Origin of the sequence: Rhodococcus sp. BP-349, from assembly GCF_019835845.1 — a bacterium.
GTDB lineage: Bacteria > Actinomycetota > Actinomycetes > Mycobacteriales > Mycobacteriaceae > Rhodococcoides.
Genome location: NZ_JABUDR010000002.1, coordinates 1264975 through 1288564, shown reverse-complemented (window position 1 = coordinate 1288564; position 23590 = coordinate 1264975). Strand labels below are relative to the sequence as shown.

The 23590-nt window shown below is 67.7% G+C and carries 23 protein-coding genes and 1 tRNA gene; 4 read left to right on the top strand and 20 right to left on the bottom strand.

From position 1 onward, the window contains the following. The 17 genes from HQ325_RS16315 to argS form a co-directional block, all read right to left on the bottom strand. Window positions 1-975, bottom strand: a complete 975-nt coding sequence (locus tag HQ325_RS16315; protein ID WP_222630914.1) for a F0F1 ATP synthase subunit gamma — start codon at window positions 973-975, stop codon at window positions 1-3. Between the two features lie 42 nt (window positions 976-1017). Next, a complete protein-coding gene (atpA, locus tag HQ325_RS16310; RefSeq protein WP_222630912.1) occupies window positions 1018-2661 on the bottom strand; it encodes a F0F1 ATP synthase subunit alpha in 1644 nt (547 codons plus the stop codon). A gap of 128 nt (window positions 2662-2789) precedes the next feature. Beyond that, complete coding sequence (locus HQ325_RS16305; protein ID WP_222630910.1) at window positions 2790-3620, bottom strand: F0F1 ATP synthase subunit delta; 831 nt, start codon at window positions 3618-3620, stop codon at window positions 2790-2792. Further along, entirely contained in the window at window positions 3617-4183 is a 567-nt protein-coding gene (locus HQ325_RS16300; protein ID WP_204868634.1) for a F0F1 ATP synthase subunit B, read from the bottom strand. Before HQ325_RS16300 ends, HQ325_RS16305 begins: the two co-directional genes overlap by 4 nt. 7 nt (window positions 4184-4190) lie before the next feature. Continuing rightward, the gene (locus HQ325_RS16295) at window positions 4191-4436 is read right to left on the bottom strand and encodes an ATP synthase F0 subunit C (protein ID WP_204868635.1); all 246 of its coding nucleotides are present in this window, start codon (window positions 4434-4436) and stop codon (window positions 4191-4193) included. Between the two features lie 79 nt (window positions 4437-4515). Further along, on the bottom strand, window positions 4516-5241 hold the full coding sequence (gene atpB, locus HQ325_RS16290) for a F0F1 ATP synthase subunit A (RefSeq protein WP_374107225.1): 726 nt from the start codon (window positions 5239-5241) through the stop codon (window positions 4516-4518). Window positions 5242-5718: 477 nt separating this feature from the next. After that, window positions 5719-6180 carry a hypothetical protein gene (locus HQ325_RS16285; protein ID WP_222631159.1) on the bottom strand — a complete coding sequence of 154 codons (462 nt, stop codon included), beginning with the start codon at window positions 6178-6180 and terminating at the stop codon, window positions 5719-5721. Between the two features lies 1 nt (window position 6181). Next, window positions 6182-7270, bottom strand: a complete 1089-nt coding sequence (locus HQ325_RS16280) for a glycosyltransferase family 4 protein (RefSeq protein ID WP_222631158.1) — start codon at window positions 7268-7270, stop codon at window positions 6182-6184. Window positions 7271-7395: 125 nt separating this feature from the next. Continuing rightward, on the bottom strand, window positions 7396-8058 hold the full coding sequence (locus HQ325_RS16275; protein ID WP_027507224.1) for an L-threonylcarbamoyladenylate synthase: 663 nt from the start codon (window positions 8056-8058) through the stop codon (window positions 7396-7398). A gap of 61 nt (window positions 8059-8119) precedes the next feature. Further along, on the bottom strand, window positions 8120-9001 hold the full coding sequence (gene prmC / locus HQ325_RS16270; protein WP_222630906.1) for a peptide chain release factor N(5)-glutamine methyltransferase: 882 nt from the start codon (window positions 8999-9001) through the stop codon (window positions 8120-8122). 22 nt (window positions 9002-9023) lie between these two features. After that, entirely contained in the window at window positions 9024-10103 is a 1080-nt protein-coding gene (prfA, locus tag HQ325_RS16265) for a peptide chain release factor 1 (protein WP_204868638.1), read from the bottom strand. A 100-nt stretch (window positions 10104-10203) separates the two neighbouring features. Beyond that, window positions 10204-10437 carry a 50S ribosomal protein L31 gene (rpmE, locus tag HQ325_RS16260; RefSeq protein WP_027507227.1) on the bottom strand — a complete coding sequence of 78 codons (234 nt, stop codon included), beginning with the start codon at window positions 10435-10437 and terminating at the stop codon, window positions 10204-10206. 150 nt (window positions 10438-10587) lie between these two features. Next, window positions 10588-12822, bottom strand: a complete 2235-nt coding sequence (gene rho / locus HQ325_RS16255; protein ID WP_308014363.1) for a transcription termination factor Rho — start codon at window positions 12820-12822, stop codon at window positions 10588-10590. Window positions 12823-13111: 289 nt separating this feature from the next. Then, a complete protein-coding gene (thrB, locus tag HQ325_RS16250) occupies window positions 13112-14044 on the bottom strand; it encodes a homoserine kinase (protein ID WP_222630904.1) in 933 nt (310 codons plus the stop codon). Window positions 14045-14135: 91 nt separating this feature from the next. Further along, window positions 14136-15488 (bottom strand): homoserine dehydrogenase, encoded by a 1353-nt coding sequence (locus HQ325_RS16245; protein ID WP_222630903.1) that lies wholly within the window; start codon window positions 15486-15488, stop codon window positions 14136-14138. Then, window positions 15485-16903 carry a diaminopimelate decarboxylase gene (lysA, locus tag HQ325_RS16240; protein WP_222630901.1) on the bottom strand — a complete coding sequence of 473 codons (1419 nt, stop codon included), beginning with the start codon at window positions 16901-16903 and terminating at the stop codon, window positions 15485-15487. The genes HQ325_RS16245 and lysA overlap by 4 nt, the downstream gene beginning before the upstream one ends. Then, window positions 16900-18552: an arginine--tRNA ligase gene (gene argS / locus HQ325_RS16235; RefSeq protein ID WP_222630899.1), complete on the bottom strand. Its 1653-nt coding sequence runs from the start codon at window positions 18550-18552 to the stop codon at window positions 16900-16902. Before argS ends, lysA begins: the two co-directional genes overlap by 4 nt. 157 nt (window positions 18553-18709) lie before the next feature. On the opposite strand from argS, the gene HQ325_RS16230 reads away from it, so the two are divergent. The 3 genes from HQ325_RS16230 (at window position 18710) to HQ325_RS16220 (ending at window position 20422) form a co-directional block, all read left to right on the top strand. After that, window positions 18710-19591: a DUF3105 domain-containing protein gene (locus HQ325_RS16230; protein WP_222630897.1), complete on the top strand. Its 882-nt coding sequence runs from the start codon at window positions 18710-18712 to the stop codon at window positions 19589-19591. 2 nt (window positions 19592-19593) lie between these two features. Beyond that, complete coding sequence (locus tag HQ325_RS16225) at window positions 19594-20289, top strand: DUF305 domain-containing protein (RefSeq protein ID WP_222631156.1); 696 nt, start codon at window positions 19594-19596, stop codon at window positions 20287-20289. 60 nt (window positions 20290-20349) lie between these two features. After that, a tRNA-Arg gene (locus HQ325_RS16220) sits at window positions 20350-20422 on the top strand. 27 nt (window positions 20423-20449) lie between these two features. Here the strand turns inward: HQ325_RS16220 and HQ325_RS16215 are convergent. After that, complete coding sequence (locus tag HQ325_RS16215; protein ID WP_222630895.1) at window positions 20450-21097, bottom strand: alpha/beta family hydrolase; 648 nt, start codon at window positions 21095-21097, stop codon at window positions 20450-20452. 69 nt (window positions 21098-21166) lie between these two features. Beyond that, window positions 21167-21976 (bottom strand): hypothetical protein, encoded by an 810-nt coding sequence (locus tag HQ325_RS16210; protein WP_222630893.1) that lies wholly within the window; start codon window positions 21974-21976, stop codon window positions 21167-21169. 221 nt (window positions 21977-22197) lie between these two features. Here HQ325_RS16210 and HQ325_RS16205 point away from each other — a divergent pair, with 221 nt between their 5' ends. After that, the gene (locus tag HQ325_RS16205; protein ID WP_222630891.1) at window positions 22198-22728 is read left to right on the top strand and encodes a MarR family winged helix-turn-helix transcriptional regulator; all 531 of its coding nucleotides are present in this window, start codon (window positions 22198-22200) and stop codon (window positions 22726-22728) included. 69 nt (window positions 22729-22797) lie between these two features. Here HQ325_RS16205 and HQ325_RS16200 read toward each other — a convergent pair whose 3' ends face one another. Continuing rightward, entirely contained in the window at window positions 22798-23580 is a 783-nt protein-coding gene (locus tag HQ325_RS16200) for an enoyl-CoA hydratase (protein ID WP_222631155.1), read from the bottom strand. Window positions 23581-23590 lie beyond the last annotated feature (10 nt).

The following is a 23590-nucleotide window of genomic DNA, read 5'->3' as shown; positions in this document are numbered from 1 at the left end:
TCAGTCTCTTCCTGAGCTCGCGGCAAGCGCGTCGACGCCGCCGACGATCTCGCTGATTTCCTGGGTGATCTGAGCCTGGCGTGCCTGGTTGGCCTGGCGTGACAGGGCATTGACCAGATCGTTGGCATTGTCCGTGGCGGCCTTCATCGCGGTGCGACGAGCGGCCGACTCGGATGCCGCCGCGTCGAGCAGTGCGGCGTAGATGCGGGTGCTCACGTACTTCGGGAGCAGCGCGGACAACAGCGTGTCCGCCTCCGGCTCGAAGTCGTACTGCGCGGTGACCTCCTTCGACGACGGGGAGTCGCTGAGCATGTCTGCGCCCAGTTCGATCTCCTCGTCGTCGTAGTCGATCTCCAGAGGAGCCATGCGGCGCACCGTCGGCTTGAGCGACAACATCGACACGAAGGTGGTGTAGACGATGTGGAGCTCGTCCACACCCTCGACCGTGCCTTCGCCGTTCGGTGCCTCGATCTCGTCGCCGGACCCCGCCATGAACAGCTCGACGAGGTGCTTCGCGGCCTTGGCGGCATCGGTGTAGGCCGGCTGCTGCGAGAAGCCCGTCCACGCACCCTTGACGTCGCGATCGCGGAACGTGTAGTACGTCAGACCCTTTCGGCCCAAGACGTAGATGACCGGCTCCTTGCCCTCGGACTTCAGGAGCTGCTGGAGCTCCTCCGCCTCACGCAGGATGTTGGAGTTGTAGCCACCACACTGGCCCGAGTCGCTGGTCACGACGAGCACGGCGGCCCGCTTGGGCTCCGCACGCTCGGTGAGAAGCGGATGGTCCAGCGAACCCGAGGCACTGGCCAACGCCGAGAGCACCTTGGTGATCTCGGTGGCGTACGGCTTCGACGCCTCGACGCGGGCCTGCGCCTTGGTGATGCGCGAGGTCGCGATCAGTTCCTGCGCCTTGGTGATCTTCTTGATCGAGTTGGTCGACCTGATCCGGGAGCGCAGCTCACGAATGCTGGGCATCTGTCACCTCACTCCCTGTTCGACGTGCCACGGGTCCGCTCATCACTTGCTGACAGTCTTGCGAGTGACGGTGACCTTCTCCTGGTCGACGTCACCCTTGTCGAGCGCGTCGGCCTCTGCCTCGTTGACGATCCGGTCGCCCGAGGACGTCAGGAAGCCCTGCTTGAACTCGTCGGTCGCCTTCGTGATCGCGTCGGCGGACTCGTCCTTGAGAACCTTGCCGCCGGAGATCGCCTCGAAGGCGCTCGACGCGTTGCGGTGCAGATCCTCGAGAAGCTCCCGGTTGAAGCGACGAACGTCCTCGACCGGGACCGTGTCGTAGTAGCCGGCGTCGACCAGGTAGATCGAGACGATCTGGTCCTCGACGGACACCGGGGTGTACTGGTCCTGCTTGAGCAGCTCGACCCAGCGGGCACCGCGCTCGAGCTGCGCCTTGGACGCGGCGTCGAGGTCGGACGCGAACGCGGAGAACGCCTCCAGCTCACGGAACTGGGCCATCTCCAGACGGAGCGATCCGGCGACCTTCTTCAGACCCTTGGTCTGCGCGGCGCCACCGACTCGCGACACCGAGGTACCGACGTTGATGGCGGGACGGACACCCTTGTTGAAGAGGTCCGACTCGAGGAAGACCTGGCCGTCGGTGATGGAGATGACGTTGGTCGGGATGAAGGCCGAGATGTCGTTGGCCTTGGTCTCGATCAGCGGCAGGCCCGTCATCGAACCGCCACCGAGCTCGTCGGACAGCTTCGCGCACCGCTCGAGCAGACGGGAGTGCAGGTAGAAGACGTCACCGGGGTACGCCTCGCGACCCGGCGGGCGACGCAGCAGCAGCGAGATGGTGCGGTACGCCTCGGCCTGCTTGGTCAGGTCGTCGAACACGATGAGGACGTGCTTGCCCTGGTACATCCAGTGCTGGCCGAGGGCCGAACCGGTGTACGGGGCGAGCCACTTGAAACCGGCCGAGTCGGACGCGGGAGCGGCGACGATGGTCGTGTACTCCATGGCGCCGTGCTCGTCCAGAGCGGACTTGACGCCCGCGATGGTCGAACCCTTCTGTCCGATGGCGACATAGATGCAGCGCACCTGCTTGTCGGCGTCGCCGGACTCCCAGTTGGCCTTCTGGTTGATGATGGCGTCGACGCAGACGGCGGTCTTGCCCGTCTTGCGGTCGCCGATGATCAGCTGACGCTGGCCGCGGCCGATGGCCGTCAGGGCGTCGATGGCGGTGATGCCGGTCGCGAGGGGCTCCTCGACGGGCTGGCGCTCGAGCACCGATGCCGCCTGGAGCTCCAAGACACGCTGTTCGTTCGACTCGATGTCACCGAGACCGTCGATGGGCTTGCCCAGCGGGTCGATGACGCGACCGAGGAAGTTGTCGCCGACGGGGACCGAGAGGACCTCGCCGGTGCGCTTGACTTCCTGGCCTTCTTCGATGTCCTGGTAGTCACCGAGGATGACGGCGCCGATCTCGCGATCGTCCAGGTTCAGGGCCACGCCGAGGATGCCGCCGGGGAATTCCAGCAGCTCGTTCGACATCGCGGACGGGAGTCCCGTCACGTGAGCGATTCCATCGCTCGTGTCGGACACCAGACCGACCTCTTCACGAGAGGACTCCGGTGCGTAGTTCGCTGTGTAGCTCTCGATCGCGCTACGGATCTCGTCGGAGGAGATCGTCAACTCCGCCATGTTTTCCTGCTCTCACTGTCTGGTGTTTCGTGGCCGGACCGGCTGTGCGGTCGACGTCCGAAACGCGGGGTGGGGCTTGTTACCGAACTGTGCTTGCTACAGAACTCGGGTGCTGCGATGCGTACCGTTCACCGGAGCGACTTCCTCAAAGAGGCGAGACGACCCGCACCACTGCCGTCGATGACCTCGTCGCCGACACGGACGACCAGTCCGCTCAGCAGTTCCCGGTCCACCTCCACGTGGACGGTCACGGACTTGCCGTAGATACCTTCCAGCCTGGACGTGAGCCGAGAGATCTGATCGTCGCTCAGCTCGGTGCTGCTGCGGACGTGAGCGACCTCCTTGTCACGACGAGTGGCCGCGAGTGCGGACAGATCGCCGAACACGGATGCCGGTGCAGCACCCTTCAGCCGGCCGACGGCCTGAACTGCCAGGGCCTCGGTGATCGCGGTGACCTTGCCGTAGAGCAAGGTCGACAGGAGCGATCCCGACGCCTCGGCGGGCTTGCTTCGATCGGACAGCGCCTGCTCGAGGGCAGGATCGCCGGCGATGATCCGGCCGAGACGGAACAGCTCGTCCTCCACGGTGCCCAACTGATCCTGGTCCTGCGCCGCGCGCAGGAGTGCCTCACGGCCCAGGAGTACGAGCGAGTCGGTGAGGTCACGGGCCGACGACCAGTTCTGTGCGACGGCGGCCTGCAGTGCGGCGGTGGCCGCTGCACCGATCTTGCCGTCGAACAGGCGGCCCGCGAGCGCGCGTCGCGCGTCCGGAGCAGCCGACGCATCCGCGAGTGCGGCGCGCAGTGGACGCTGTCCGTCGAGCACCGACACGACCCCGAAGAGATCGGATCCGGCGCCGGCGGCAGCCGATGTCGCATCCGATGCAGTATCGAGCTCGGCCGTCAGGACGGTGCGGGCCTCGGCGAGGGCTTCACGACTCGCTGCGTACATGGTGCTCACTTCCCGCTAGCGGAATCTGCGCCGACAGAATCGAGTTCGTCGAGGAAACGATCGATCGTGCCGGCACGCTTGACGTCGTCGGACAGCTGCTCGCCGATGACCTTCTCGGCCAGCTCGACAGCCGTACGGCCGAGATCGGCACGCAGTTCGGTGACGATCTGCTGACGCTGAGCCGCGAGCTGCTGGTGACCGGAGGCCACGATGCGGTCGCTCTCCGCCTGTGCACTGGTCTTCATCTCCGCGAGGATCTGCTGACCCTGGGTGCGTGCGTCTTCGCGGATCTTGGCGGCTTCCTGGCGTGCGTCGGCCAACTGGGCGCGGTACTGCTCGAGCGCCTCCTTGGCTTCGGCCTGCGCCTCTTCGGCACGCTTGATCCCGCCCTCGATCTGCTCGGACCGGTCGGAGAGCACCTTCTGGAAACGAGGAAGAACGTACTTCCAGAAGAAGAACCCGATGACGGCGATGCAGATCGCAGACCAGACGATGTCGTAGGTGGCGGGGAGAAGAGGATTGACGTCCTCTCCTCCTTCCGCTGCTGCGAGGACTGCGATTGGCGTCGTCATGGCGATGTCAGGCGAAGACGAAGCCGGCGACGAGGCCGATCAGCGCGAGGGCCTCGGTGAACGCGATGCCGAGGAACATGTTGGTGCGGATCTGGCCGGCGAGCTCGGGCTGACGCGCGATGCCCTCGATGGCCTTACCGACCACGATTCCCACACCGATGCCGGGGCCGATGGCCGCGAGGCCGTAGCCGATGGCTCCGTAGCCGCTGCCGGTGATTTCCTGGGCTTCCTGCGCGAGGTAGCTGAGGCTCATTGTGATTCGTTCCCTTTCTGTTGCCCACGACCGGACGGCAGCGGGTCAGGTTCTGTCAGGTGGCTGGTGGTTCGGATGGTCAATGCGAGTCGGCGTGCAGGGCGAGGTCGATGTAGACCGCCGTCAGCAGCGCGAACACGTAGGCCTGCAGGAAGATGACGAGCATCTCGAACAGGGTGAAGCCGAAGCCGGCCACGAGAGAGAAGATGCCGAACACCTTCATGCCCGCAGCGGCCTCGAAGAAGAAGAACTGCGTCGCGCTGAAGAACAGCACCAGCATGATGTGGCCGGCGAGCATGTTGGCCATGAGTCGCACGGTCAGCGTGAACGGCCGCAGGATGAAGGTCGAGATGAACTCGATGGGGATCAGCAGCACGTGCATCGCGATCGGCACACCCGGAACCACGATGCTGCTCTTCACGTACTTGAAGAACCCGTACTTCTTGATGCCGACGTAGTTGAAGACGATGTACGCGAGGGCCGCCAGCACGATCGGCATGCCCACTCGGGCATTCGACGAGATGTTGATGAACGGGATGATGCCCGACACGTTCAGGAAGAGAACGGCGAAGAAGATCGTGGCGATGACGGGCAGGAAGCGCCTGCCCTGTTCCTTGCCGAGAACCTCGTTCGCGATCTGGTCCTTCACGAAACCGAGTGCGATCTCGCCGATGTTCTGGATGCCGCGGGGCACGATCTTCGGGCTGCGCATCGCCAGTGCGAAGAAGGCGATCAGCACGACGGTCATCAGGATGCGGACGAGCATCAACCGGTCGAGCTCGAACGGGGTGCCCTCGAACAGGATGGCCGGTGGGAAAAAGTCGGACAGTGACGGCGGATGGAACTCCGCGGCCAAGTTGGTGACGCTCAGCGGTCTCTCCCGTGTTCGGCCGCAGGCGAAGGACACCCACGGTTCGATCGGACGTATGGCATTCGGGCACGATCGAGCTAGGACGATCTACAAGTCGACTCGGGTCGGCTCGAGTAGTCGTCAGCCGCGTCGGACCGTGCTCACGGTCCCGCGTCTGTCGGGTGTCGGCGACTTCGTCGACTCGGTGACGCGACGTCTCGAAACGGACGCTTCGTCGCGGTACACACTCTCACATGGCGTGGACTACGAGAAACAGGTTCAGTGACGTCGATCACCTGCAAAGACGGTTCCGGGCGGCGCGATGTGTCCGTTACGCCCGGTAAGCCCTCGCTCGAAAGGAACTTTATCAACACAACGCACTGAGTTGTGTCGGGGGTCGCTCCGCGGACGACACTACTACAAAATGTCGTACTACTGAACGTCCGAGTCGGGGTCGCCCACGGGGGAATCGACGTACGGAACGCGCTGCCGGAAGATGCCGTACATCTCGGAACCCAGGACGATGACCAGGGACGCGAGCACCACGATGCCCAGTGTCGGACGGTTGTAGAAGTCCATCCCCCGCAGCACTCCGAGCACGATCACCGCGATCAGCATCTTCACGATCCAGCCGCCGAGCAGGACGGCTCCGACCGCGGTCGGCGGCAGTTTGGCCGAGAACAGGACGGATGCCGCGGTGGCGAGGATGAACAGACCACCGACTGCGGACCCGAGGAGCGCGCCCCACAGACCCTCGAGGCCGGCGACGAGCATCGCGATGATCGCGGCGACCACGGCGAGGCCGAGGAGGGCGAGGACGCCGTACCGGACGGCGGCGCGGAGCGGTGCGGTGGAGGACGGGATCGGTGCGGGCGAGAAGGTCACGACACGCAGGTTACCGGCGGCCAGGATCCCGGAACGACGGCACCGCGGTGACCACCAGGGCGAAGACGAGTCCACCGGCGAGCAGCAACACCACGATGCGGCGATCGAAGAGCGACGCGCCCACCGCTCCGAACGCGAGCACACCGACCCACAAGTATATGAGCAGCACCACGCGGCGATGCGAGTGGCCGATCTGCAGCAGCCGGTGATGCAGGTGCATCTTGTCCGGGCTGAAGGGGCTGCGGCCGGCACGCGTGCGGCGCACGACGGCGAGCAGTAGGTCGAGGATCGGGATGAACATGATCGCGCCCACCAGCAGCAATGGCGTCAGGAGACCCAGAAGGTCCCGCGTGCCGTAGGCGCTGAGGCCGATTCGTCCGGACGCACTCGTCGCGACGGTGGCGAGCATGAGGCCGATGACCATGGAACCCGAGTCGCCCATGAAGATGCGCGCCGGCTGAAAGTTGTGCGGCAGGAATCCCAGGCACGCGCCGGCGAGGGCCGCGGCGATCATCGCGGGCGGGTAGGCACTGACGTCTCCGCCCTGCTCGTGCAGCAGTCCGACCGAGAACAGACAGATGGCCACCGCGGCGATCAGCCCGACGCCCGCGGCGAGGCCGTCGAGACCGTCGATGAAGTTCATCGCGTTGATCATGACCACGGCGATGAGCACCGTCACCAGACCCGCCTGCAGTTGGTCCAGGATCAGCGTCGACCCCTCGCCCCACGGCAGATACAGCAGGTACCAGCTGACGCCCATCAGCACCAGAACGCCCGCCGCGGTGACCTGACCTGCGAACTTGGTCAGTGCGTCGAGTCCCCACCGGTCGTCGACGACACCTACGGCCATGATGATGAACCCGGAGACCAGGGCGGCCTGCACATCCGTGGTGAACTCGAACCCTCGGGTGAGCGCCGGCAGCTTCTGCGCGAAGAGCAGCGCGACGAGCAGCCCCAGGTAGATACCGATACCCCCGAGCCTGGGCGTGGGGGTGACGTGGACGTCTCGCTCACGCGGGACGGCCACCGCGCCGACACGCAGGGCGCCGAGCCGGACCGCTCCCGTGACCAGGAACGTGACCACTGCTGCGGTGAGCATGACGAGGAGAAGCTCGCGGATGGGGACGCCGGCGCCCCCGTCCGACTGAGCCAGGAGCGCACTCGCGTGCGCGGGCACGGCCGTCACCACGGTGACTCCCGCGGCGGAGCCGAGTGCGGCATACGTCAGGCGCTTCCGGCGACGAGCGACTCGGCGGTCACGCCGAGGACCTCGGCGATCTCGCTCGTCGAGACCGCGCCGACGCGGAGGATTCGCGGGGTGTCCCCCGTCAGGTCGACGATCGTCGATGCGAGCGCGTGCTCGGCCGGACCACCGTCGAGATACACGGCGGCCGACCCGCCGAGCTGTACGCGGGCGTCCTCCGCCGTGACGGCGGGCGGGCGGCCGGAGATGTTCGCGCTGGAGACTGCCAGGGGTCCCACCTCGCGCAGCAGTTCGAGCGCCACCGGATGCAGCGGCATACGGAGCATGACGGTCCCGCGGGCATCGCCGAGGTCCCACGCGAGCGACGGCGCCTGATGCACGACGAGACTCAGCGCTCCGGGCCAGAACGCGCGGATGAGATCACGCGCCGCCTGCCGCACTCCCAGCACGAGGCCGTCGATCGTGTGCCAGGAGCCGACGAGCACCGGCACCGGCATGTCACGGCCGCGGCCCTTGGCGCGGAGCAGATCCGTGACGGCACTGCTGTCGAAGGCGTCCGCGGCCAGCCCGTACACGGTGTCGGTGGGCATCACGACCAGTCGGCCGGACGACAACGCACGCTTGGCGGCATCGAGACCTGCCGCCCGAGAGGCGGAATCGGAGCAGTCGTAGACGGTGGACACCCGGCCCATCTTGCCACTGTGCGCGTGGTCCGCCCGCGCAGCGGTGGCGCGCTCTCGCGTCCTAGGTGATCCGGCGCTGCCGACGGGCGACGACGAAGCGTGGACGGTCCGCGAGATCACGGTGCTGCGACACGTCTCCGAACACGGCGCGCCCCTCCAGGAGGGCGACCACCCGGTTCCCGTGCGAGTCGTCGTGCTCGATGCCCACTCCCCCGTCGATCCGCAACCACCGGGCGATGGATCCGATCATCGGCTCGATGACGGACAGCCCGTCCGGGCCGCCGAACAACGCGACGTGCGGATCGTGGTCGATCACCTCGGGGTCGAGCCGGGCACTCGTCGGAACGTAGGGCGGGTTCGCCACGACCAGGTCGACGGTGCCGTCGAGATCGGTGAGCAGCGTCCGCTCGGTCACGTCACCGTGATGCAGATGCACGGGGGTGTCGCCATCGGACGCCCGTAGGTCGGCGTTGCGCCGCGCCCACGCCAACGCGTGCGGATCCTTCTCCACCGCGTGGACCACGGCGTCCGGGCGCGCGTGTGCGATCGCTAGGGCGAGCGCGCCGCTCCCGGTGCACAGGTCGAGAACGACGGGCGGATGGCGCCCGGCCGATTCCAGGAAGGCGAGCGCCCAGGCGAGCAACAGCTCCGTCTCCGGGCGGGGGACGAACACTCCGGGGCCCACCTCGACGTCGATCTCCCCCAGTGACGACGTTCCGACGATGTGCTGCAACGGGATTCGCTTCGCACGCTGCGCGACGGTGGCGCGGTAGGCCTCGGCCACCTCGGGTTCGACCAACGGGGTCAGGCCGAGCCGACCGCGGGGAACCGACAGCAGATGTGCGGCGAGCAACTCGGCGTCGACCCGCGGGCTGGGGACGCCGGCCTCGGTCAGAACGCGGGTTGCCTCGACGATGGCCAGACGTAACGGAACGCGACTCACGTCCGTCAGCATCGCACCCGGGTCACTCGGCCTGGAGACGCGCCTGCCTGTCCGCGGCCGCGAGCGCGTCGAGCAGAGCATCCATGTCGCCGTCCAGCACCGCGTCGAGATTGTGCGACTTGAAGCCGATGCGGTGATCGGTGATGCGATTCTCCGGGAAGTTGTACGTGCGGATGCGCTCGGACCGGTCGACGGTGCGCACCTGGCTGGCACGCCCGGCCGCGGCCTCCTTGTCGGCCGCTTCCTCGGCCGCCGCCTGCAGCCGCGAGGCGAGCACCTGCATCGCCCTCGCCTTGTTCTGCAACTGGGAGCGTTCGTTCTGACAGGTGACGACGATGCCCGTGGGCAGGTGCGTGATGCGCACCGCGGAGTCGGTGGTGTTGACGCCCTGGCCACCCTTGCCGGACGAGCGGTAGACGTCGATGCGCAGATCGGTCTCGTCGATCTGGACAGCTTCGACCTCGTCCTGCTCCGGGTAGATCAGGACGCCGGCCGCCGACGTGTGTACTCGTCCCTGCGACTCGGTGACGGGAACACGCTGCACCCGATGCACGCCGCCCTCGAACTTGAAGCGGGACCACACGCCGTCGGCGGTGTCGGTGCGCGCCTTGATGGACAGCGTCGCGTCCTTGTACCCACCCAGATCGGAGACGTTCGCGTCGAGGATCTCGACCCGCCAGCCGTGGCGCTCGGCGTACCGGACGTACATCCGAGCGAGATCGGACGCGAACAGTGCGGACTCCTCGCCGCCCTCACCCGACTTGACCTCCAGCACGACGTCGTCGGCGTCGTGAGGATCACGGGGCGCGAGCAGGTCGGTGAGGGTGGTGTCGAGCTCGGCCACGGTCGCCTCGAGCGCCGGGATCTCGGCGGCGAAGCTCGCGTCGTCGGCAGCGAGCTCGCGGGCCGCCTCGAGATCGTCGCGCGCGGCACTGAGCTTGGAGTACACACTCATGATCGGGGCCAGCTGAGCGAACCGCTTGCCTGCGCGGCGAGCCGCCGCCGGATCGTCGTGCAGCGACGGATCGGACAGGTCGCGCTCGAGTCCGGCGTGCTCGGCGAGGATGTCGTCGATCGCGGACGGTGTCGCGGAGGCAGCCACGGGGTTCTCCTGTCGAACCGAAGAATGTCATCGAACAATGGTGCAGAAACGACCGACGCCCGCCCCGAGACGAATCTCGGAACGGGCGTCGGCGGAAGAGCTAGCTGTCGGCGTCGGCCTTCTTGCCGGCACGCTTGCCGTAGCGAGCCTCGAAGCGAGCCACGCGGCCGCCGGTGTCGAGGATCTTCTGCTTGCCCGTGTAGAACGGGTGGCACTGCGAGCAGACCTCGACGTTGATGCGCTCCGCCGAGTTGGTGCTGCGGGTCTCGAAAGTATGTCCGCAACCACACACGACTGTCGTCGCTGTGTAATCGGGGTGGATTCCTGCCTTCATGGTGTCCCTTTCATGGTCGCCGGGTCGCCTCGACTGTCGAGAGCGTGAACCGGAACCGGACTCGGCCGATCAGTATGCCAGAGCAGCTGTCCGCGCTGGTAATCGTCTCAACATCGGTGCCGAGACGTTTGTTCCGTCGATCCTCGGGCGTCAGTCCTCCGGAGAACCGGGCGCCGTCTTGGACACCGACATGAGGAACTCGATGTTGTTCTTGCTCTTCTTCAGTCGATCGATCAGCAGATCGATCGCCTGGTGCGAGTCGAGCCCGGAGAGCACCCGACGCAGCTTGTGCAGCACGGCCGCCTCGTCGGGACTGAGCAGGAGCTCGTCCTTGCGGGTGCCCGACGGATTGACGTCCACCGCCGGGAACACGCGCCGCTCGGCGATCTTGCGATCGAGCTTGAGCTCGGCGTTGCCGGTGCCCTTGAACTCCTCGAAGATCACCGTGTCACCGGTCGAGCCGGTCTCCACCATCGCCGTGGCGATGATGGTGAGCGATCCACCGTTCTCGATGTTGCGCGCGGCACCGAGGAAGCGCTTGGGCGGGTAGAGCGCCGTGGAGTCGACACCACCGGAGAGGATGCGACCCGAGGCCGGCGAGCTGTTGTTGTACGCACGACCCAGACGCGTGATCGAGTCGAGCAGCACGACCACGTCGCGGCCGTCCTCGACCAGACGCTTCGCGCGCTCGATGGCCAGCTCGGCGACCGAGGTGTGGTCGCCCGGCGGACGATCGAAGGTGGAGGCGATGACCTCACCCTTCACGCTGCGCTGCATGTCGGTCACTTCTTCGGGACGCTCGTCCACGAGCACGACCATCAGGTAGCACTCGGGGTTGTTCGTCGCGATGGCGTTCGCGATCGCCTGCAACACGCTGGTCTTACCCGCCTTGGGCGGGCTCACGATGAGCGCACGCTGCCCCTTGCCGATCGGCATGACCAGATCGATCACGCGCGTCGTCAGGATGTTCTGCGTGGTCTCGAGGCGCAGCCGCTGATTCGGGTACAGCGGCGTCAGCTTGTTGAACTCCGGGCGCTTGCGGTTGCCGTCCGGCGGCGCACCGTTGACCGTGTCGAGACGGACAAGCGGGTTGAACTTCTGCCGAGAGTTGTTCTGCTCCCCCTCGCGGGCCACTCGTACGGCGCCGGTCAGTGCGTCACCGCGACGGAGGCCGTTGCGGCGCACCATGTTCATGGAGACGTACACGTCGTTCGGTCCCGCGAGGTATCCCGAGGTCCGGACGAACGCGTAGTTGTCGAGCACGTCGAGGATGCCGGCGACGGGCTGGACGACGTCGTCGTCGCGCAGTTCGGGTTCGCGCTCGCGATCACGCTGGTTGCCGCCACCCTCGGGAGCACCGTCACGATCGCGACCACGACGGCGCTCACGGAAACGACGTCCCCGCCTGCCGCGGCCCTCGCCGTCCTCGTCGTCGCGGGGGCCGTTGTCACGGGGCCCGTTGTTGCGGTCGCCCTGGTTGCGATCGTTGCGGTCGCCCTGGTTGCGATCGTTCCGGTCGCCCTGATTGCGATCGCCCTGGTTGCGATCGTTGCGGTCACCCTGGTTGCGGTCGCCCTGGTTGCGATCGTTGCGGTCACCCTGGTTGCGGTCGCCCTGGTTGCGATCGTTGCGGTCGCCCTGGTTGCGATCGCCCTGGTTGCGATCGTTGCGGTCGCCCTGGTTGCGGTCGCCCTGGTTACGGCCCTGGCGCTCGCGGCGCGGCCGGTCCCCGTTCTGACGGTCACCGTCACCCTGATCGCGATCGTCGCCGCCGGTCTGCGTGGACTCCGCCGGAGTCGACGTGGTGGGAGCTGGTGCATCGGCAGACTGGTTCGTGCGGCCGTCCTGGTTCGCGCGGCCGTCCTGAGTCGGCGCAGCGTCATTCTGCGTCTCGCCGGCGGTGTCCGTCGATTCGGCGGCACCAGCCCGGCGGGTGGCTCCGCGACGGTTCCGCGTGCGCCGCGGGCCATCGGGGTTGGCGCCGTCGGACGGCGCGCTGTCGGACGTCGCGCTGTCCGACGTCGCGCTGTCGGTGTTCGAGGCGCCGACGCTCGCACCGTCGCTTCCGGATTCACGGGAAGCCACGGCGTCGGATCCGCCGGCGGACGGTGCGTCCGACGTGGCGGCGGCAGGCGCGGACCGGTTCACGCGGGGTGCGCGTGAGGGTGCCTCGGTGGCGGCCGCGGACGCGGGCACCTGCTTGGCCTCGATCGCGGACACGAGGTCGCCCTTGCGCATCCCGGAGACACCCTTGATGCCGAGTTCGGACGCGAGTCCGCGCAGCTCGGTGAGCACCATTCCGGAGAGACCGGCACCGCGGCGCGACGTACGCGGGCGCGTGTCGGACTGGGTCGCCGGAGCAGCGATAGATTCCGTATCGGTCACGGAGGTCCTTTCCTTCCCTCGCGCGCCAGGTGCGCAGATCGAGGGTTCGTTCCGCCGTTCGACTCTCGTGTCGAACTCGGATGCCGCGTACGTTCGCGTCGTGCAGAAGAGCGAAGGCTGTTCCAGGATGCGATTTCCCTGGCGGCCGTGGCGCGCCGACGACGGCGGCACCGCTGGAGCTCGAGGCCGGGGAAACAGTGCCCTGGAGAAATCGGCGCGCTGACTGCGCACGATGTACGGACGCGTACCACAATAGCCGCGAAGCGAGATACGGGCAAGAATGTCCGCGTCAGCGCGTCGTGACGCCGTCCGCGATGTCCAGCTCCAGCACCGTCATCCCGTCGTCCCCGGCGCGGTCGGCCAACTCGCGCGCGATGCTCGCCGTTCCGAGCACGAGCACTGTGGGCCCGGCGCCCGAGACCGTCGCGGCGTGCCCGTGGGCGCGCAGGATCTCGACCCATCGCGACGTCACCGGCAGGGCGGAGGCCCGGTAGGGCTGGTGCAGGCGATCCTCGGTGGACACCATCAACAGATCGGGTCGCGTCGTCAGGGCCACGACCGCGAGCGCGGATCGGCTCGCGTTGAACGCGGCGTCGCGGTGCGGAACGAGGTCGGGCAACAGTCCGCGCGTGTGCGCCGTGGACGACCGTTCGGTCGGGATGAGCACCGTCGCACCGATGTCCGGGTGCACGTCGAGACGGGCGGCCGCATAGGCCCGCGGCCCCTCCGGCGGGCCGGACTCGCGGCTCCAGGACACCACGGCGCCGCCGAGCACGCTGGCCGACGCGTTGTCCGGATGACCCTCGAACTCGGCGGCCAGCTGCACCATCTGCTCGGGCGACAGCGCGAGAGCCGGATCCAGGGACGCCGCGAGGCAGTTGGCCGCGGCGAGCCCACCGACCACTGCCGACGCCGACGAGCCGAGGCCGCGAGAATGGGGAATCCTGTTGTGGCACCGTACTTTCAGACCGTCCGCCCACACGCCGGCCGACTCGAGACCACGCTCGATCGCTCGCACGACGAGATGCGACGGACCCCACGGAACCTCGCGCGCACCCTCACCGTCGACCTCGATGTCGAGCCCGGACTCCGCCACGGTGACGACGACGTCGTCGAACAGACCCAGGGCGAGCCCCAGTGCGTCGAACCCGGGTCCGAGGTTGGCACTGGAGGCAGGCACGCGGGCGTGCGCCACCGTCCCGGCGGTGAGGGTCCTCGTCATGTTGGCCGGCCCGGCCACTATGCCGACTCGGGAGCAGCCGTGTTCACCGAATACCCCAGCGCCACAGTCGATCCCGCCATCGAAGTCTTGGTCATTCGGACGTTCCCTCGAGTCGGAGAACGCTGGTGACGGCAGTGACGATGTCGAGTTCCTTCAACGCGTCCACGGTTGCGGCCAGAGCCGAGTCCTTGGCACGGTGCGTGACGACGACGAGGCGGGCGTGCTCGCTCGCCCCCTCCTGGCGCACCGTCGAGATGCTGACGCCGTTTCTGGCGAACTCGGCCGCGACGGCGGACAGCACCCCGACCCGGTCTGCGACCTGCATGTTGACGTGGTACCGAGTGGGGGTGTCCCCCATGGGTGCGACGGGAAGCTTGGCGTACGTCGACTCACCGGGACCGCGTCCACCGTAGAACTTGTTGCGCGCCGCCATCACCAGATCGCCCATGACTGCGGAGGCGGTGGGAGCACCGCCCGCACCCTGGCCGTAGAACATCAGACGCCCCGCTGCCTCGGCTTCCACCACGACCGCGTTGAACGCTCCCGACACCGACGCGAGCGGGTGCGACAGCGGAACGAGCGACGGGTAGACGCGGACCGAGATGCGCTCGTCTCCGTTCGGGTCGGTGACGCGCTCGCACAGCGCGAGCAGCTTGACGGTGCAGTCGAAGGCACGGGCCGTGGCGATGTCACCTGCAGTGATGGACGAGATTCCCTCACGATGCACGTCGGCCGAGGTGACCCGAGTGTGAAACGCGAGGGAGGCCAGGATTGCTGCCTTCGCGGCGGCGTCGAAACCCTCGACGTCGGCCGTCGGATCCGCCTCCGCGTAACCCAGCCGTCCCGCCTCCGCGAGCGTGTCCGCGTAGTCGGCACCCGTCTCGTCCATGGCCGAGAGGATGAAGTTCGTCGTGCCGTTGACGATGCCGATGACACGGTTCACCCGGTCGCCGGCGAGAGACTGCATCAGCGGTCGGACCACCGGAATCGCTCCGGCCACCGCCGCTTCGAAGTACAGGTCGGCGCGGTGCGTCTCGGCGGCATCGGACAGCTCCCCGGTGTATTCGGCGAGGAGTGCCTTGTTGGCCGTGACGACCGACTTGCCGGCGTTGAGCGCAGCGAGGATCAGTTCGCGGGCCGGCTCGATGCCACCGAGCACCTCGACCACTAGGTCGACGTCGTCGCGCGCGACGAGTGCGCGCACGTCGGTGGTCAGCAGATCGGGGTCGATGCCGCGGTCCCTGCCGATGTCGCGCACCGCGACTCCTCGTAGCACGAGCGGCGCACCGACGCGGGCGGTGAGATCGGTGGCGTGATCGAGCAGGATGCGCACGACCTCGCTGCCGACGTTCCCCATACCGAGGACGGCGACGCCGATCGGCTTGTCCACGGGACTGACGAAGGCCGCGGCCTCCGACGACACTGACGATTCTGGAGCGGTCACCGGTCTACCTCCAAGCTGAGCAGGTCGTCGAACGTTTCGCGGCGGAGTACCAGCCGCGCTTGCCCGTCCCGCACGGCGACGACGGCCGGACGGGGCAGAAGGTTGTACCGGGACGACATCGAGTAGCAGTACGCACCCGTCGCGCCCACGGTGAACAGGTCACCGGGACCGAGATCCTCGGGCTGCCACGTGTCGCGGATGACGATGTCGCCGCTCTCGCAGTGCTTTCCGACGATCCGGGCCAGGACGGCCGGAGCCTCCGACGTACGCGACGCGAGGCGGCCGACGTACTCGGCCTGGTAGAGCGAGGTCCGGATGTTGTCGCTCATTCCCCCGTCGACACTGATGTAGCGGCGTGTGTGGGTGCTGTCCACGGTGACGTCCTTGACGGTGCCCACCTCGTACAGCGTCACGGTGCCCGGTCCCGCGATCGCGCGTCCAGGCTCCACTGCCAGTGTCGGAGTAGGGATCCCGGCGGCCGCCGACTCGGACTCGACGATGTGGGCCAGCTTGGCGGCCAGATCCTGCACGGGGGGCGGGTTGTCCCCCGGCACGTAGTGAATGCCCATGCCGCCGCCGAGATCGACCACGGTGATCTGCGAGGTCTTCTCGGTGCCGAACTCGGCCTTGATGTCGCGCAGCAACCCGATCACGCGGTGAGCCGCGAGCTCGAACCCGTCGACCTCGAAGATCTGGGATCCGATGTGCGAGTGCAGGCCGACGAGGCGCAGATTGTCGGTCTCGAACACCCGACTGACGGCCCGGAGCGCGCTGCCGTCGGACAGGCTGAAACCGAACTTCTGATCCTCGTGCGCGGTGGCGATGAACTCGTGCGTGTGCGCTTCGACGCCCACGGTGATGCGGATCAGGACGTCCTGCACCGTTCCCGCCGCGGCAGCGACCTCGTCGAGCCGGTCGATCTCGATCATCGAGTCCAGCACGACGTGCTCGACACCGGCGCGCACTCCCGCCTCGAGTTCGGACCGCGATTTGTTGTTGCCGTGCATCGCGATCCGATTCGCCGGGAAGCCCGCGTTCAGTGCGATGGCCAGTTCGCCGCCCGAGCACACGTCGAGGGACAGGCCTTCGTCCGCGACCCAGCGCGCGATCTCGCCGCACAGGAAGGCCTTGGACGCGTAGTGCACACGCTCGGGGGCACCGAACGCCTCCGCCATCTCGCGGCAGCGCGAGCGGAAGTCGTCCTCGTCGATGACGAACAGAGGCGTGCCGTATGTGGCGGCCAGTTCCGTCACCGGAACTCCGGCCAGCGTCACGACACCGTCGTCACCACGAGCGGCGTTGCGCGGGAACACCTTCGGGTGCAGGTCCGTGAGCGCCGCACTGTCCGCCGGACGCTCCGGCGTGCCGGGGCCGGACTGCTCCGCGTGCCGGGGCCCGGCGGGATGCGCGCTCACATCTTCTCCGGCGCGCTGACACCGAGCATGGCCAGGCCGTTGGCCAGGACCTGCCGGGTGGCGTCTCCCAGGGCGAGCCGCGCGGTGTGGACGGGCATCGGTTCCTCGTCTCCTCGGGGAAGTACTCGACACGCTCCGTAGAACCGGTGATAGGCACCCGCCAACTCCTCGAGGTACCGGGCGATCCGGTGGGGTTCGCGCAGCCCCGCCGCACTGGCGACGACGCGGGGGAACTCCCCGACGGTACGGACGAGGTCACCTTCCGCGGCATGGGTCAGCAGCGCGAAGTCTGGATCCGCGGCGGAGACGCCCAGCTCCTCGGCACCGCGGGCGAGAGAACACAACCGGGCGTGGGCGTACTGCACGTAGTACACCGGGTTGTCGTTGCTCCGGCTCGCCCACAGCGCGAGATCGATGTCGATCGACGAGTCGACCGACGACCGCACCATCACGTACCGCGCGGCGTCGATCCCGATGGCCTCCACGAGGTCGTCGAGAGAGATCACCGTGCCCGCACGCTTGCTCATCTTCACGGCGACACCGTCGCGGACCAGGTTGACCATCTGACCGATGAGCACCTCGACGGTCGCCGGATCGTCGCCGAAGGCTGCAGCAGCGGCCTTCAGGCGACCGATGTAGCCGTGGTGGTCTGCGCCGAGCATGTAGATGCAGAGGTCGAACCCGCGTGAGCGCTTGTCCTGGAAGTACGCGATGTCACCGGCGATGTAGGCGGCGTTGCCGTCGCTCTTGACCACGACGCGATCCTTGTCGTCGCCGTACTCGGTGCTGCGGAGCCACCAGGCCCCGTCCTTCTCGTACAGGTTGCCCGACGACTTCAGCGTCTCCACCGCGCGCTCGACCGCGCCGGACTCGAAGAGCGAGTTCTCGTGGAAGTACACGTCGAAGTCGGTGCCGAACTCGTGCAGGTCCGACTTGATCTTCGTGAACATCGCGTCGACACCGAGGGCGCGGAACACCTCCTGCCGCTCGTCGTCGGGCAGACCCATCACGTCCGGACGCTGAGTGACGACGGCCGCGGCGATCTCGGCGATGTACTCGCCCGCGTAGCCGTCCTCCGGAGCGGGTAGACCGAGCGCCGAGGCGACCAGCGAGCGTGCGAATCGGTCGATCTGCGCGCCGTGGTCGTTGAAGTAGTACTCGCGGGTGACCGCGGCACCCCGCGAGGTGAGGATGCGACCCAGGGCGTCGCCGACGGCTGCCCAACGGGCACCGCCCAGGTGCACGGGACCCGTGGGATTCGCCGAGACGAACTCCAGGTTGATCGAGGTACCGGTGAGCTCGTCGGACCAGCCGTAGCGATCGTTCTCGCGCTGCACGCGCTCCACGATCGCGCCCTGAGCGGACTTCGCGAGCCGGATGTTGAGGAAACCGGGGCCGGCCACGTCGACCACGTCGACGGCGTCGGCACCTGCCAGAGCGTCCGCGAGCCAGGTCGCCAGATCGCGGGGGTTGACGCCCGCTTTCTTGGCCACCTGCATCGCGACGTTGGTCGCATAGTCGCCGTGCTCGGGATTGCGCGGGCGGTCCACCGTCACCGTTGCGGGCAGCACGGCAGGATCGAGTCCGTGCTCGGTGAGCACGGCCGCTGCGGTGGCATGCAGCAGTTCGGCGAGGTCGGCGGGAGTCACGGGGCCTTATCCTATGGTCTCGCTGCACCGCACCCCGACCGCGGTCACCGGTGGGTCGGACGGGAGCGCTTCAGCGAGGGCTCAGACTCCCTCCGTACAGTGGGGCTGCCTCGAGTACGCGGCCACTCATCTCCTCGATCGAAAGAGCGCTCCGACCATGCCAAGCGGTTCCGACAAGAAGTCAGCCAAGGCCATCAAGGCTGCCAGCAAGACCGGCACCCGGAACAAGGGTGGCGTTCCCTCCAGCGTGGGATCGGGCAAGCGACGTCAGATCCCGTGGCTCACGGTGGCGGCGTCCGTCGTGGTCATCGCGCTCATCGGAGCTCTAGCCTGGAACCTGGTGCCCAAGTACCAGGACCGCGCCGAGGCGCAGCGCTTCGCTCCCACCGAGGAGAATCAGGACCCGTCGACGGGCATCGAGGGCGTCGTCACGCAGGAATACCCCGCTGCACTGCACGTCACCGGCTCCCAGCGCGTCGCCTACGACCAGTCGCCGCCGTTCGGTGGGCCGCACGATCAGGTGTGGGCCAACTGCATGGGCACGGTCTACCCGGACGGTCTGCGCACCGAGAACGCCGTGCACTCGCTCGAGCACGGCGCCGTCTGGATCGCGTACAACCCGGACGACTTGAGCGAGGACCAGATCTCGACGCTGGCCGCCAAGGTCGAGAACCAGCAGTACATGCTCATGTCCGCCTACCCCGGCCTCGACTCGCCGATCTCGCTGCAGTCGTGGGGTCACCAGTTGAAGCTGGACAGCGTCGACGACCCCCGGATCGACCACTTCATCGCCGCACTCCGCTTGAACCGCTACGCCTACCCCGAGGTCGGCGCGAGCTGCTCCACCACGCCGGAGACCTTCGATCCGGACAACCCGCCGCCCTTCGACGCCACCGCGCCGGGTGCGGATGCCGTTCCGATGAGCGGCGAGGGCCTCACGCCCGATGCCTCCGAGACGGGTGCGGGTCAGCTTCCGGGCGGGCTGGGCCTGCCCACCGACGGCCTGCCCACCGACGGCGCGGCAGTGCCCACACCGTGAGCGTGAAGACGGAGGAACGACCCACGGCGCAGCGGAGTCAGCGATCGGCTCTGCTGGTCCTGGGTGCGGTGGCCCTGCTCGTCATCGGGTTCGCCGTCGGCTTCCTCGCGCAGACCCCGTTGCGGGACGATCCGGCACCCACACCGGGCGCCGATTCGGTCGACGTCGGTTTCTCGCAGGACATGACCGTGCATCACAACCAGGCGATCGAGATGGCGACCGTCGCGCTCAGTGGCGCATCCGATCCTCTGGTCAAGAACCTGGCGTACGACATCCTCACGACCCAGCAGAACCAGGCCGGGCAGATGCAGGGCTGGCTCGCTCTCTGGGACGCGGCTCCGCTGCCGATGGGCGGCTACATGGGGTGGATGACGGAGGACGGTGGGCACTCCATGTCCGGCTCGTCGATGTCGTCCATGTCCCAGTCGTCCACCGGCCCCGTGCAGACCATGCCGGGCATGGCGAGCACGCAGGACATGACGGCGCTGCGCGCCGCCACCGGTCCGGCCCTGGACGTGCTGTTCCTCCAGCTGATGCTGCGCCACCACGAGGGTGGTCTGCCGATGATGGAGTACGGCGCGGTGCACGCGGAGACGCCCGCGGTGCGCAATCTCGCGCAGACGATGGTGAACACCCAGACCTCGGAGGCACAGCTGATGACGCAGATGCTCACCGAGAAGGGTGCTGCTCCGCTCTGATCGCGTGATGCGCTACTGTTGGCACCGCCCGCAACGGCACATCGGAGTTCGCTCCGATGCGCCCCCGTAGCTCAGGGGATAGAGCGTCCGCCTCCGGAGCGGAAGGCCGCAGGTTCGAATCCTGCCGGGGGCACCCATCACTCGCCGGGTGCGAATACCGTCAGTCGTTCGCCACGAGCGCCGTCATGACGGCGTCGGCCGTCAGCCGGGCCGTCGGCTTCCTCGTGGGAGCCAGGTCGTGTCCCGCTCCCTCGACCGTCACGATGGTCACCGCTCCCCCGATCCGCGCCGTGTGCTCGCGCAGTTCGTCGCCGGTGGCGAACGGGTCCCGCGAGCCGTGCACGATCACGGTCGGCGCGGCGATACCCGGGAAGTGCTCGGTCCGCAGGGTGTCCGGCTTCGTCGGCGGGTGCAGCGGATACGACAGTGCGAGAAGAGCGTTCGCGATGTCGGGGTCCTCGGCGAGGAGCATCGAGGCCTGGCGGCCGCCGTACGAGTGGCCCCCGACGATCACCGGTCCCCGCGCGCCCAGCGCCCGCACCGCGGCGGCGATACCGGCACGATCCGCGGCGGCGCCCGCTCGGTTCGGAGGGCCCTTGGGCCGAGCCTGACGAAACGGGAGGTCGATCCGCGCCGTCAGTACCCCGCGGTCCGCCAGTTCGGTGGCCACGGCCACCAGAACCGCTGCGTCGCAGTTGCTTCCCGCCCCGTGGGCGAGCACCGCCGTCGCGACGGGTGCGCCGAGCGGCTCGTGGACGACGCCGTGGATCCCGTCGGCCCACCACTCCCGCACCGTCCCCTCCGTCATGCCAGGACCGTAACGCAGAACGGGCACCGACCACAGTGGTCGATGCCCGTTCTTCTCGTGCGTCCGGTGTCAGGGAACCTGAGTGAGCCCCACCGTCGGGAAGAACGCGCAGGTCTTGCCGTCGTGCGAGACCTGGCCGAAGATCGCCGACAGCACGGTCCCCGAGCCCGTGGCGACGGGTGCAAGGCGGACACCGGCGTTGGGGAACTTCGAGAGGTTGTCGTTCAGGAGCGCGCGACCGACACTGCGAGCCGGCTCGGGGAGCTTGTCGATGATCTCGGCCCCGATGACGTCCGTGAGGCCGCCCATGTCGGCGAAGCCACCCTTCAGCGTGTTGACGTTGAACCACGCAACCTGCATGCCGGACTTGTTCGCACCGTCGTTCACGATGCCGCCGGGCGCGGGCACGAAGGCGTAGAGCGTCTCGCCCGCGTCACCGATCGTGGCCCCGGGAAGTGTCGGCAGGCTGATTCCCGGAATCTTGGGAACGTACGGGGCCGGCGCCGAGCCGGCGACGGCCGGCACGATGCCGAGCGGCGCGCCCGGCAGAGCGGAGCAGTTGATCGCGGCGGTCGGGTAGAAGAAGGGCGTGAGACCGAACTCGCCGAGCAGACCGTTCGCTGCATCCACCAGCGCGAGCGGATCGGTTCCGACAGGCTCCGCCACGTCGAGCATCGGTGCGGCGCCCAGCACGGCGCGTGCAGCCTCGAGGGCGACGTCGCCCGGTGCCGCAGAACTCTCGAGTGCGGACAGCGCCTGCTGCAGTGGGTCGGGCGCGGGCGCGGGATCGGCAGAGGCGCCGGCCGGCAGCGCGAGCGCTCCGGCGCAGGCGATGGCCAGAGCGGCCACCGTTCGACGAGGCCGTCGGAAAGTACGCATGCATGCTCCTGAAGTTCTCGGGGTCGACGATCTCGGGGTCGAGATGCGCGTGCGGTCCCGGAGGAACCGTGTGGTCCGATTCGATCACGGGTTTCGTCAGGTCACGGTCGTCGAGACTGCATTGATACCAAAGTGTCGCATGATGCAGATGTGACTATTGTGGCGATCGACTGGCATGCGCAGCGAGTCGCTCCGTCCCGCGAACGTGGGAAGATCGACACATGCCGTCAGCGCCGAAGCTTCCGCTGGACCCCATTGCGGAAGCGCACCGTCAGTGGATCCGCCACGGATGGTCGGACGCCGCCGACGGTATGGCTGCGGTCACGTCCATCATGCGCGTACAGCAGATCATGATGGCGCGCGTCGAGGAGGTGCTCAAGCCCACGGGGCTGACCTTCGCTCGGTACGAATTGCTGACCCTGCTCACCTTCACGAAGACCGGCGCCCTGCCGATGGCGAAAGCCAGCGCACGCCTGCAGGTTCACCCCACCTCGGTGACCAACGCCGTCGACAGGCTGGAGAAGGCGGACCTGGTCACTCGGGTGCCGCATCCCACGGATCGCCGCACCACGCTCGTCGAGATCACTGAGGCGGGAAGGCAATTGGCGGTGAAGGCGACGGAGGATCTCAACGATCGCGTGTTCGGGCTCCCCGGCGTCGCAGGGGCGGATCTGGACAGACTGGTGTCCATCCTCGCGGGAGTCCGGCGGCGCGCCGGGGACTTCGACGACGAGGACACGTCCGGCTGGTGACAGCAGAGATCCGGTGCCACTCCCCTCGCTCGAAGGAGGAGAGTCGCACCGGATCTCGGTACTGCCGGATCAGCGGTGGCGGAACACCGGCTGACGCTTCTCGGTGAAGGCGGTCATGCCCTCGGTCTGATCGTCGGTGGCGAACGTCGAGTGGAACAGGCGGCGTTCGAACCGAACACCCTCCGCCAGAGTCGATTCGAACGCACGGTTCACGGCTTCCTTCGCCATGACGGCGATGGGAAGTGATTTCGCGGCGATCGTCTCGGCCGTCTCCAACGCGTCGGCGATCAGGTCGGCAGCCGGCACGATCCGCGACACGAGCCCTGCCCGCTCCGCCTCCTCGGCGCCCATCTTGCGGCCGGTCAACACCATCTCCATCGCCTTGGCCTTGCCGACGGCACGCGTCAACCGTTGCGAGCCACCGATTCCGGGTATCACCCCCAGAGCGATCTCCGGTTGGCCGAACTGAGCCGTGTCCGCCGCGATGATGATGTCGCACATCATCGCCAGCTCGCACCCGCCTCCGAGGGCGTAGCCCGCCACGGCGGCGATGGTCGGTGTGCGCACTGCGGCGAACCCGTCCCACTCGGAGAAGAAGTCCTGCGTGTAGACCTCCATGTAGGTCTTGGACTGCATCTCCTTGATGTCGGCACCGGCCGCGAACGCCTTCTCGGAGCCGGTCACCACGATCGCCCCGATCGCCGGATCCCGATCGAACGCCACGGCAGCCTCGACCACCTCGGTCATCAGCTGAGAGTTCAACGCGTTCAGCGCCTTCGGCCGGTTCAGCGTGATGACGCCGACGCGGCCCCTGGTCTCGACCGTGATCGTCTCGAAATTCGGAGTCTCCAACTTCGGAGTC